Below are 11,926 nucleotides of genomic sequence, written 5' to 3'. Positions count from 1 at the left end.
GCTCACCTACGGCCCAGGCCGCTTGACACGGTCATTGAAACTCCTTCTCCGGCCACCGCGCGGCCGGCTGGTGCTGCCGGGGGAGCGGTGGGCTCGGCACCATTTATACCCTAGGGGGGTATGGGTATGTCAAAGGTCGGGGGCCGTGAGGAACGCGTAAAGATCACCCGGTAGTGCTGAGCGCATGCCCTGTCCTGCGGTTATCTTGCGGGCAACACGCGTGGAGGGGGGTCGCTCGTGGCCGAACAACAGACCGCGGACGCACCGTCCCGGCAGAAACTCGCGCACGACACCGTGCGGCTGGCCGTGATCGTCGGCGCTCTCGGCGTCGTGTTCGGCGACATCGGCACGAGCCCGATCTACACGATCCAAACGGTGTTCAACCCCGCCGACCCGCATCCGGTGCCGGTGAGCGTTGGCAACGTCTACGGGGTCGTCTCGCTCATCTTCTGGTCGGTCATGATCATCGTGACCGTCACCTACGTGCTGCTGGCCATGCGGGTCGACAACGACGGCGAGGGCGGCATCATGGCCCTCATCACGTTGCTGCGCCGGTGGAAGTCGCGTCAGGGTCGCAAGGCCGCGGCGACCCTGGCGGCGCTGGGCATCTTCGGCGCCGCGCTGTTCTTCGGCGACAGCATGATCACGCCGGCGATCTCGGTGCTGTCCGCCGTCGAAGGCCTGAAGGTCGTCCAGCCGGAGCTGGAGCGGTTCGTGGTGCCGATCACCGCGGTGATCATCGTGGGCCTGTTCCTGGTGCAGCGCAGGGGAACCGCGGTGGTCGGCCGCCTGTTCGGCCCGGTGATGATCGCGTGGTTCGCGACGATCGGCGCCGTGGGCGTCGTCGGGATCGCCGGGCACCCGGAGATCCTCAAAGCACTGCTGCCGAACTACGCGCTCGGGTTTCTGTTCGGGCACTTCGACATCGCGTTCTTCGCGCTGGCCGCGGTCGTGCTCTCGGTCACCGGCGCCGAGGCCCTCTACGCGGACATGGGCCACTTCGGCCGCCCGGCGATCGCGCGCGGCTGGCTGTTCCTGGTGTTCCCGGCCTGCGTGCTCAGCTACATGGGTCAGGGCGCGCTCATCCTCGAAGACCAGGCGAACATCAGCGGCCCGTTCTTCCTGCTGGTGCCGGAGTGGGGCCGCTGGCCGATGGTCGTGCTGGCCACGATGGCCACCGTCATCGCGTCGCAGTCGGTGATCACCGGCGCGTACTCGGTCGCCTCACAGGCCGCGCAGCTCGGCTACCTCCCGCGCCTGCGGATCGCGCACACGTCGGAGTCGACGATCGGCCAGATCTACGTGCCGTGGATCAACTGGGTGCTGATGGTCTCGGTGCTGACGCTGGTGTTCGCGTTCCAGACGTCCGCGGCCCTGGCGTTCGCGTTCGGCATGGCCGTCACCGGCACGATCACCATCACCACGTCGCTGTTCCTCTTCATCGCCCGCTGGAAGTTCGGCGCGCCGGTGTGGGCGATCGTGCTCGGCTGCGTCGTGCTGCTGGGCGTCGACCTGCTGTTCCTCGCGGCGAACATGACCAAGCTGCTGCACGGCGCCTGGCTGCCGCTGCTGATCGGCCTCACCGCGTTCACCGTCATGACGACGTGGCAGCGCGGCCGGGCGATCGTCACCAAGGCCCGCCGCGAGGCCGAGGGGTCGCTGCACACGTTCATCGAGGACCTGCGCGGCCAGAACCTGACCCGCGTGCCCGGCACGGCCGTGTTCCTCAACCGCGGCAAGGAGACCGCGCCTTTGGCCATGCGCGCGAACGTCGAGCACAACCGGGTGCTGCACGAGCGCGTGGTGATCGTGTCCATCGAGACCGAGCCGGTGCCGCGCGTGGCCGCCGATCGACGCGTCGAGGTCGACGAGCTCGGGTACGCCGACGACGGAATCATCCACGTGAGCGCTCGCTTCGGGTACGTCGAGACGCCGGACGTGCCGGCGGCCCTGGCGTTGCTGGAACCCGCGCAGACCGAGGGCGGCGCGCTCGACCTCGACCAGGCGCGGTACTTCCTGTCGAAGATCGAGCTGCAGCGCGGGCCCGAGCGGACGATGGCCGGGTGGCGCAAGCGGCTCTTCATCGCGACGTCGTACATCACGGCCGACGCTGCCGAGCATTTCGGACTGCCCAAGGAAAGGACCGTGCTGCTCGGCGCACACATCGACGTGTAAGGGGTACCTCCGGTCGCTGCCGGTGGGAGCGGGGCGCGACCGGAGGTGCGCGGCCTCCAACCGTCGCCGCGGGGGGTGACGAGTTCGACTGGAGGCGAGCTGAGGGGTCGGCACGGACGGTCGCCTCTCGGCGAGAAGGCTCAACGAGGCTCCCGAAGGCGTTCCTCGAAGGCAACTAGGTGAGGCCCGGGGGACACGGACCGCACCGACCATCCTCTACAACGGCCGACCACCCCGAGAGATTCCCTTGGGGGAGTGGGGTGTGCCACGCCCAGTCGGGTGACGGAGCTGACCTACGGCACGTCCACTTCGGGCAACGGGCGGCGCGAGATCTCGTGTGCCTCATCGCCCGGCACGCCCATCATCCTGAGCAGATCCTCGGCGACCTGATCGGTGGCCTCGGCGTCGTCGCGTTCAGGCTGCGCGTGCAGGATCTCGCCCAACGCCAGCACAGCACCGGCCACGACCATCAGCGTCAACTCCGGGTCCGCGACGGTGAAACGGCCGGCTGCGACAGCGGCGTCGATGTCGCGGCGGGCACGGGTGGCGAGGCCCTTGCCGGATGAGTTCAGCGCGAAGCCGTTGTGCAGCAACACCTTGCTGAGCTCTGGCAGACGGCGGTGCAGGCGGCCGGTCAGGCGGAAGCTCTGCGCGAAAACGTGTGCGGTGTCGTCGAGGTCGCCCGTGAGGCTGTCGAGCACCTGCCCGAACGTGTCCAGCGCGTCCTCGACGGCGGCGCCGAACAGCTCTTCCTTGGTCTGGAAGTGGTTGTAGAAGGAGCCCATCCCGACGTCCGCGCCCTGGGTGATCTCCAGGATCGGGGCGTTGAGCCTCCCGTCCGCGATGAACTCCTGCGCCGCGCGGACCAGCGCGGCACGGGTGCGGGCCTTGCGGCGCTCCAGGCGGTTCTCGGTCACGGGCACAGCCTAGCTGAACGTCAAGACTGACGAAATCCTCAGAACGTGGTTGACTGACGACCGGTACGTAACTGATGATTTCGTCAGAAGGGAGGCGTGATGGGCGATCCACACTCCGGTCTGCACAGCGAGCAGGGCGCGCACAGGGGCGAGCACCCCGGCCGGGCGAGCGATCCGGTCATCAAGGCGCACGACCTGGCCTGGCTCGAGTTCACCAAGCCCGACCTGCGCAAAGCCGAGGAGTTCGCCGCCGCGTTCGGGTTCGCCACGGCCCTGCGGACGGCCGATGAGCTGCACCTGCGCGGCACGGACTCGGGTGCGCCGTGCGTGTTGATCCGGAAGGGGCCGCGCGAGCGGTTCCTGGGACCCGCGTTCCGGGCCGTCGACGGCCGTGACGTGCTGCGGCTCGCGAACGTGGCCGGCACGACCGTGCGCCCGCTGCCGGAGAGCGTCGGCGGGGTGAGCACGACGCTGGTCGACCCGAGCGGGTTGCCGGTCAAGGTCGTCGCGGACATGGACGAGCTACGGGCGTTGCCCGCGCAGACGCCGCTCACGATCAACGCGGGTCATGGGGCGAGCCGTGTGAACGCTCTACAACGGCCCAGGCGTGAGCCGGCGCGGGTGCAGCGGCTCGGGCACGTCGTCATCCAGACGACCAGGTACCGGGAGACGCTCGACTGGTACCTGCGGCACCTCGGTCTGATCGTCAGCGACTTCCTCTACTACCCGGGACAACGCGAACGCGGACCCGTCATGAGCTTCATCCGCTGCGACCGCGGTGACGCGCCGACGGACCACCACACGCTAGCGCTCACACTCGGCCCGGCGAACCGGTACGTGCACTCGGCCTACCAGGTCGCGGACCTCGACGCACTCGCCGCCGGCGGGGAGTACCTGCAGGACCACGGGTATCGGCGGTCGTGGGGCATCGGCCGGCACATCCTCGGCAGTCAGGTCTTCGACTACTGGCGCGACCCGGACGGGTTCCTGGTCGAGCACTTCAGCGACGGCGACCTGTTCGACTGCTCGCTCGAACCCGGCTGGGCGCCCATGACCGTGTCCGGTCTCGCCCAGTGGGGACCGCGGGCCACCAAGGACTTCCTCGGCGTGGGGCCGGCGGAGCTGATCGCCGTGGCCAACGGCCTGCGCGAGGACAACGAATTCGACCTGCATCGCCTGCGCGGCATGCTGAAAGCGGCTGTCTCATGAGCACCTCGATCCTGCGCACCGCCGACGCCTGGTGGGTCTCGACCCCGGATGGCGCACGGAAGGTCGACACCACGGCCCGCACCACCGGCGAACTGCTGACCGGCCCGATCGTCGCCACCGGTGAACCGGTACCGGTGGCCGACCTGAAGCTCGTTTCGCCGATCACCGTGCCGTGCCGGGTGATCGCGCAGATGACCAACTACGTCTCGCACGTCCGCGACGCCGGGTTGAACCCGAAAACCGTGCCACTCACGTTCTTCCGCAAGTCGTCCGGCTCGATCAGCGGCCCGCACGACGACATCGTGAAGCCCTCGCACGTGCGGCTGCTCGACTACGAGGCCGAGATCGGCCTGGTCATCGGCGCGCACAACGAGGTCGCCGGGTTGGTGATCACGAACGACGTCTCCGCCCGCGACCTCCAGTTGCCGAAGACCCAGTTCTACGAGTCGAAGTCGTACCCGACGTTCACCCCGGCCGGTCCGGTGCTGGTGCTGCTCGACCACGGCGACCTCGACTGGTTCGGGGACCTGCGGCTGCGGCTGTGGGTCAACGGCGAGCTTCGGCAGGACATGACCGCTGCCGACATGATCTACCCGCCACACCAGGCATTGCGAGCGCTAGCACGGTTCCAGCGCCTGGATCCCGGCGATCTCGTCCTCACCGGCACGCCCGTCGGCACGGCGTTGAGTGCGCCGCCCAAGCCTGTGGAGTTGATCGGCTCGCTGCTGCCGGCCGCGACGAAGTGGCGGATGTTCTTCAAGTCCCAGGCCCGCAACCCCAAGTACCTCAAGGACGGCGACGTCGTGGAGATCGCGGTCGGCACCGACGACGGCAAGCTCGACCTCGGCCGCCAGCGCACGGTGGTGAAGGCATGAGCACGTTGTGGCCGCGCTACTCCGCGCCCGAGGACCTCACCGAGATCGAGTCCGTTCCGCTGTCCGACCGGGGCCTGCCCGACTCGACCTACGCGTTGCTGAAACGAGCCGCCGACCTCTGGCCGCACCGCCGCGCGATCACGATCCTGCCCGAGGCGGCGCGCTGGCGGAAACCGCGTTCGTGGACGTTCGCCGAGCTGCTCGGTGAGGTCCGTCGGTATGCGAACTTGTTGCGGGAACAGGGTTTCGGCCGTAACGACGCCATCGCGCTGATGTCGAACGACCGGGCGGTGATGATCCCCGCGATCCTCGCCGCGCAGCTCGTCGGCATCGCCATGCCGATCAACCCGGACCTGGCGCCCGAGCACGTCAACGAGCTGCTGGCCCGCGCCGGGGCCCGCGAGCCCGACCTCAGCGCGTCGCCGGAGTCGTCCAAATACGACGGTGAGCTGCCTCAGGGCACCGATCTGGCGGCCTACTTCCACACCGGCGGCACGACCGGAGCGCCGAAGCTGGCCGCCCACACGCACGCCAACGAGGTCGCCAACGCCTGGATGCTCGCGGCGAACGAGCTGCTGGACGAGGACTCGGTGCTGTTCGCGGCGCTGCCGTTGTTCCACGTGAACGCGCTCATCGTCACGCTGCTCACGCCGTTGTTCAAAGGCCAGCACGTGGTGTGGGCGGGCCCGCTCGGCTACCGCGAACCCGCGCTGTACGGGGAGTTCTGGCGCATCGTCGAGCACTTCCGGATCACCACGATGAGCGCGGTGCCGACGGTCTACGGCGTGCTCGCGCAATGCCCGGTGAACGCTGACATCAGCAGCCTGCGGTTCGCGATGGTCGGCGCCGCGCCACTTCCGCCCGCCGTGCGCAACTCCTTCGAGGCGCACACCGGCGTGCCGCTGGTCGAGGGCTACGGCCTCACCGAGGCCACCTGCGCGACCGCCCGCGGCTTCCCGGACGCGCTCAGGCCGGGTTCGGTCGGTCAGCGTCTGCCGTACCAGCAGGTGAAGGTGCAGGCGGACGGCGTGCTCGCGATCAGTGGCCCGACCGTGTTCGCGGGGTACGTGAAGAGCCCGGGCGAGCTGGTCGAGCCGGGGGAGTGGCTCGACACCGGTGATCTGGCGAGCGTCGACGACGACGGGTTCATCCGGCTTTCGGGGCGGGCCAAGGACCTGATCGTCCGGGGTGGGCACAACATCGACCCGGCGGTGATCGAGGACGCCCTGCTCGGCCATTCCGCGGTGACGGGCGCGAGCGCGGTCGGGCGTCCGGACCCGCACGCCGGTGAGGTCCCAGTCGCCTACGTGACCGTCGCAGGTGACGTCACGCCCGAAGAGCTGCGGGAGTGGGCCGAGCAACGGGTGCCGGAACGGGCGGCCGCGCCCAAGGAGGTCGTGGTGGTGCCTGCGTTGCCGCTGACCGCGATCGGCAAGCCCTACAAGGTCGAACTGAGGGTGGACGCGACTCGCCGCGAGCTGGAAGGGCTGGATGTGGAGGTGAGCGCCGAGGGCGGGGGCGTGGTGGTGCTCGTCGGGGCTGACGCGGTGGCGGACGTGAAGCCGGTGCTGGACCGGTACGCCATTGCCTGGCGGATCAAGGAGGAGGCGCGCTCATGACGATCACTTCGCTCTGGCGGCGGAACGAGGGGACACAGCCATGACCGTCGTTCTCGCCGTCCTCGTCGCCCTCATCTTCACCGCACTCGGCGTCACCAAGGTCCTCGCCCTGCCCCTGGCCCGCGAGCTCGCCACCCACTCCGGCTTCTCCGTCACCGCCTACCGCGGCATCGGCGCCCTCGAACTCGCCGCCGCCACCGGCGTCCTGCTCGGCCTCACCCAGCCGCTGTTCGGCGCCCTGGCCGGCGTGGGCCTGCTCCTCCTGCTGGCTGGAGCCCTGATCACGCATCTGCGCAACAAGGACACCCTCCGGCAGATCGCCCCGGCACTCGTGTGCGCGCTGCTCGTCATCGGGTATCTGGCCGTCCTGAAAGGAATCCTATGACCGACGTACTGATCGTGGGCGGCGGCGGTGCCGGGCTCACCGTCTCGATGCTGCTGTCCCAGCTCGGCATCGACACGCTGCTGGTGAACGCCCGCCCCGACACCAGCCCGCTGCCCAAGGCCCACTACCTCAACCAGCGCACGATGGAGATCTTCCGCGACCTCGCTGTCGCGGACGCCGTGTACGAACGCGGCACGCCACCGGACCAGATGTCGCACACCGGCTGGTACGCCGGGTTGTGCGGCGACGGCCCGGACTTCGGCCGTGCTTTCGGCAAGATCGAGTGCTGGGGTGCGGGAGGGCAGAACCCCGCGTGGGCGGCGGCCAGCGCGTGCCTGCCGGCGAACCTGCCGCAGCTGCGCCTCGAACCGTTGCTCAAGCAGCGGGCCGAGGAACTGGCGCCCGGCCGGATCCGGTTCAACCACGATGTGAGCGCTATCAGTCAGGACGAGGACGGCGTCACGGCCACGATTCTCGACCGGGGCACCAATGAGGAGTACGAGGTCCGCTGCCGCTACCTGCTCGGCTGCGACGGCGGCCGCACCGTCGGCCCGGCGATCGGTGTCACGATGGACGGCCTGCGCGACGTGGCCCGTGTGGTGACCGTGCACCTGAGCGCCGACCTCTCGAAGTGGGCCCGTGATCCCGAGGTGCTCATCCGCTGGCTTTCGTTGCCGCACATGGGTCTCGGCGGTGCGCTCGCGCCGATGGGGCCGCAGAGGTGGGGGCCGGACTCCGAGGAGTGGATCTTCCACCTGAACTACCGCGCCGACGACGACCGCGCGTTCGACAACGCCGCGGTGGAAGCGGACATGCGGACGGCGCTGGGCATCGACGACTACGAGATCCACATGATCACCCGGTGGTCGCTGGAAGGCGTGGTGGCCGACAGGTTCCGCGACCGCAGGGTGTTCCTGCTCGGCGACGCCGCCCACCGGCACCCGCCGACCGGCGGTCTCGGCCTGAACTCGGCCGTGCAGGACGCGCACAACCTCGCGTGGAAGCTCGCGGCAGTCCTCAACGGACATTCCGGCGAGGCGCTGCTCGACACCTACGAGTCCGAACGCAAGCCCACCACCGCGCGCAACGTGCAACGTGCCATCGACAACGCGATCAACCACCTCGTGACGACGCAGGCACTGGGCGTCAGCCCGGAGCAGACGGCCGAGGAGAACTGGGAAGCGTTGCGGCGGGTCTGGGGTGACCACGCAGAGGTCGCGCGACGGGCGATCGCCGGTCAGTCCATGGAGTTCGACGAGCTCAACATCGAGTACGGCTACACCTACGAGTCCGGCGCGATCATCCCCGACGGCACCGAGGTCCCGCACAACCCCGACCCGATCCGGCTCTACCAGCCGGGCACACGACCGGGACACCCGTTGCCCCACGCGTGGGTGGAGGACGGCGAGCGGGTCCCGGTCATGGACCTGGTGCGCCCCGGCCGGTTCCTGCTCATCGCCGGCGAGCAGGGGCACGAGTGGCTCACAGCCGCGGCGAAGGCGGCTGCGAACCTCAACGTGCCGGTCGACGCCGTCCGGATCGGCCACGTCGACGGGGACTACCTCGACCCGCGTTCGACGTGGACCCAGCACCGCGGGATCACCGATCGGGGCGCGATCCTGGTGCGCCCCGATCGGTTCGTGGCCTGGCGATCAACAGGGGAGACCGCAGACCCCGGCGCCGAACTCGTCGGCGTGCTTTCCCGCGTGCTGGGCCGTTAGGCGCTCTCGGCGGCGGCCGCTCGCCCGGCCGCCCGCCCGGAGAACAGGCAGCCGCCGAGGAACGTGCCCTCCAGCGCGCGGTACCCGTGCACACCGCCACCGCCGAACCCGGACACCTCGCCCGCCGCGTACAGACCGGGGATCGGCTGGCCGTTCGACCCGAGCACCCGCCCGGACAGGTCGGTCTGCAGGCCTCCCAACGTCTTGCGGGTCAGGATGTTCATCCGGATCGCGATCAGCGGCCCGGAACCGGAGTCGAGGATCTTGTGCAACGGGGCCGTGCGGGCGAGGCTGTCCCCGCTGTACGCCAGGGAGTTCCGGATCCCCATCACCTGCACGTCCTTGGAGAACGGGTTGTCCACCTGCTGGTCGCGGACGACGATCTGGCGGCGCAGCTCGTCCAGGTTGATCAGGTTCTGCCCGGTGAGAGCGTTCATCCCGGCGACCAGGTCCGGCAGGTTGTTCTTGATGACGAAGTCGACGCCCTTGTCCATGAACGCCTTCACCGGCGGCGGCGTGCTGGTGAGCAGTCGCATCGCCAGGTAGGCGACGAGGTTCTTCGCGGTGATCTCCGGGTTCTGCTCGGACCCGGAGAGCACGAACTCCTTGTCGATGATCTTCTTGTTCAGCACGAACCACGAGTAGTCGTAGCCGGACCTGCCGATCAGCTCCAGCGTGCCGAGCGTGTCCAGCGACGGGATGCCGGGGTTGGCGAACCGGCGGCCGCGCGCGTCGAACCACATCGACGACGGCGCGGCCAGCACGCGGATGCCGTGGTCCGGCCAGATCGGCGTGTGGTTGATCATGCCCTCGGTGTAGTGCCACATCCGGTCGCGGTTGACGATCCGCCCACCGGCGAGCTCTGTGATCGCCAACATCCGGCCGTCGACGTGCGCGGGTACGCCGGTGACGAGTCGCTGCGGCGCCGGGCCGAGTCGCGCGGGCCAGTTGCGACGGACCAGTTCCTTGTTGGCGCCGATACCGCCCGAGGTCACGACGACCATCGGCGCGTGCAGCTCGAAGTCGCCGACCTTGGTCCGCGAGCTGGCCGTGCCGCGCTTGGCGGTGCTGGGTTCCAGGACGCTGCCGCGCACACCGGTCACCGCGCCGTTGGTCACGATGAGACCGTCGACCTGGTGCCGGAACTTGAAGGTGACCTTGCCGTCGCGGACGCCGTCGCGGACCTTCTTCTCGAACGGTTCCATCACGCCCGGACCGGTGCCCAGCGTCATGTGGAAGCGCGGCACCGAGTTGCCCGGCCCGTCGGCGAGCTGACCGCCGCGCTCGGCCCAGCCGACGATCGGCACCCACCGCACGCCCAGACCGTAGAGCCACTCGCGCTTCTCGCCGGCGGCGAAGTTCAGGTACGCCTCCGCCCACTTCGCGGCCCAGAAGTCCTCACCCATGGGATCGCTCACACCGCGGTCGAACCCGGCCGTGTTGAACCAGTCCGCGCGAGCCAGCTCGAGCGAGTCCTTGATGCCCGCGGTCCGCTGCTCCTGGGAGTTGACGAAGAACAGGCCGCCCAGCGACCAGAAGGCCTGACCGCCGAGGCTCGCCTCGGGTTCCTGGTCCAGCAGCAGGACCTTCCGGCCGGCCGCCGCGAGCTCGGACGTCGCCACGAGACCCGCGAGGCCGTGCCCGATCACGATCACGTCCGCGTCGACCCGCGGCGCCGCTCCGGCGTAGGCCTGGCCGAGCGTGGCGCCCGCCGCGATCGCGCCACCCGCGGCGATCAGGTTGCGGCGGCTGATGTTGCGGTCTGACATCCCCAGGCCTTCCTCGTTGAAGGTGGTCCCAACGCGAATTACTCTCGCGTAAAGGAACTAACCAGGAACCGCTGAGCGGGGGATAGGGCCTCGCCACCAAGCGGCGACGGCTGCGTTGTGGCCGTCCCACAACCGAGCTTCCGGAGGCGATGTGCCCGGGATGTCCACATTGGTGCGGCAGATGCTCGAAGCCGTCGCCGCCGACGACAAGGTCGTCGAACGGGTAGTCGAAGCCGCCCGCGACAACTCACCCGAGGTCGCCCGGCTGCCCGCGGCGGAGAACCGGCGCCACATCGCGTTCCTGCTGGCCGAGGGGATCTCCCACCTGGAACGCGGCGGGTCGCCGGACGACGGCGACTTCTCCGCCGCCCTGGCGCTGGGTGCTGATCGTGCGGCGCAGGGCGTGTCGATGGCGGGACTGCTGCGCGGTGTGCACGCGGGCCGCACCGAGCTGATCCGGGCGAGTGTCGAACTGGCACGGTCGCTCGGCGTCGACGACGGCACGATCCTGGACTTCATGATCGACGTCGACCGCTACGTCGGCGCGGTCGAGCGCCACATCATCAGCGGCTATCACACGGCCGAACTCCAACTGTCCCGCACAGCCAGGGACATGAACGCCCTGCTGCTGCGGAGGTTGCTGGTGTCCGGCGACGTTCCGGACGCCTCGGAGCTGACCCGGGCCGGTCTGCGCGCCGACGGGCGTTACCACTGCGTCGTGTCGGCCGTGACGGATCCGAGCCACGCGCGGACGCTGGAACAGCGGCTCCAGCCGTTCGGCGGTGTGTACGGGCTGGTCGAGGGACGGCTGGCCGGGCTCACGCACGCGGCGCCGACCTGGTCGGACGATCTGCTGGTCGTGTCGCCCGCGACAGCGCTGAAGTCGTTGCGCACCACGTACTCGATGTGCACGCAGGCGCTGGCGGCAGCGCGGGGCGCGACAGGAGTGCGGCCGTTGACCGATCTCGCTGGTGAGACCGCTCTCGCGGCGTTCCCGGCGCTCGCCGGCACGCTGGCCGACTCACTGCTCGGGCAGCTCGACCCGAAGAGCACGTTCCACCACGAGATGGTGGCGACGGCGTTGTGCTACCTGGACAACGGCGGTCGGCTCAGCGCCACGGCCTCGGCGTTGCACATCCACGCCAACACCGTGCGGTACCGGCTGGACCGACTCGTCGAGCTGACGGACGTCGACCTCGGCGACACCCCGGATGCGCGACGTTCACACGTGCTGACGACCTTGCACACCTGGTGGG

The 11,926-nt window shown here is 69.4% G+C and carries 9 protein-coding genes; 7 read left to right on the top strand and 2 right to left on the bottom strand.

Annotated elements, in window-relative coordinates; genetic code table 11:
* Positions 1-237: 237 nt before the first annotated feature.
* Positions 238-2,175: a potassium transporter Kup gene (locus tag LFM09_RS11395; protein ID WP_414096323.1), complete on the top strand. Its 1,938-nt coding sequence runs from the start codon at positions 238-240 to the stop codon at positions 2,173-2,175.
* A 293-nt stretch (positions 2,176-2,468) separates the two neighbouring features.
* Here the strand turns inward: LFM09_RS11395 and LFM09_RS11390 are convergent, their stop codons facing one another.
* On the bottom strand, positions 2,469-3,092 hold the full coding sequence (locus LFM09_RS11390) for a TetR/AcrR family transcriptional regulator (protein WP_414096322.1): 624 nt from the start codon (positions 3,090-3,092) through the stop codon (positions 2,469-2,471).
* Positions 3,093-3,191: 99 nt separating this feature from the next.
* Here LFM09_RS11390 and LFM09_RS11385 point away from each other — a divergent pair, with 99 nt between their 5' ends.
* From LFM09_RS11385 to LFM09_RS11365, 5 genes are read left to right on the top strand one after another with little or no spacing between them, the layout of a single operon-like run.
* On the top strand, positions 3,192-4,301 hold the full coding sequence (locus LFM09_RS11385) for a VOC family protein (protein ID WP_414096321.1): 1,110 nt from the start codon (positions 3,192-3,194) through the stop codon (positions 4,299-4,301).
* Positions 4,298-5,176: a fumarylacetoacetate hydrolase family protein gene (locus LFM09_RS11380; RefSeq protein WP_414096320.1), complete on the top strand. Its 879-nt coding sequence runs from the start codon at positions 4,298-4,300 to the stop codon at positions 5,174-5,176. The genes LFM09_RS11385 and LFM09_RS11380 overlap by 4 nt, the downstream gene beginning before the upstream one ends.
* Positions 5,173-6,795 carry an AMP-binding protein gene (locus tag LFM09_RS11375; RefSeq protein ID WP_414096319.1) on the top strand — a complete coding sequence of 541 codons (1,623 nt, stop codon included), beginning with the start codon at positions 5,173-5,175 and terminating at the stop codon, positions 6,793-6,795. The genes LFM09_RS11380 and LFM09_RS11375 overlap by 4 nt, the downstream gene beginning before the upstream one ends.
* Before the next feature lie 40 nt (positions 6,796-6,835).
* Entirely contained in the window at positions 6,836-7,180 is a 345-nt protein-coding gene (locus LFM09_RS11370) for a DoxX family protein (RefSeq protein ID WP_414096318.1), read from the top strand.
* Positions 7,177-8,901: an FAD-dependent monooxygenase gene (locus LFM09_RS11365; protein WP_414096317.1), complete on the top strand. Its 1,725-nt coding sequence runs from the start codon at positions 7,177-7,179 to the stop codon at positions 8,899-8,901. The genes LFM09_RS11370 and LFM09_RS11365 overlap by 4 nt, the downstream gene beginning before the upstream one ends.
* Here LFM09_RS11365 and LFM09_RS11360 read toward each other — a convergent pair.
* The gene (locus tag LFM09_RS11360; RefSeq protein WP_414096316.1) at positions 8,898-10,670 is read right to left on the bottom strand and encodes an FAD-binding dehydrogenase; all 1,773 of its coding nucleotides are present in this window, start codon (positions 10,668-10,670) and stop codon (positions 8,898-8,900) included. The genes LFM09_RS11365 and LFM09_RS11360 overlap by 4 nt on opposite strands.
* Positions 10,671-10,830: 160 nt before the next feature.
* Here LFM09_RS11360 and LFM09_RS11355 point away from each other — a divergent pair.
* The coding region (locus LFM09_RS11355) for a PucR family transcriptional regulator (RefSeq protein ID WP_414096315.1) at positions 10,831-11,926 on the top strand (1,096 nt) is incomplete at its 3' end.

This window comes from Lentzea alba (genome assembly GCF_047445655.1).
GTDB lineage: Bacteria > Actinomycetota > Actinomycetes > Mycobacteriales > Pseudonocardiaceae > Lentzea > Lentzea alba_A.
Note: the sequence above shows the minus strand (reverse complement) of the source record. Positions and strands in the feature narration are given on the sequence as shown.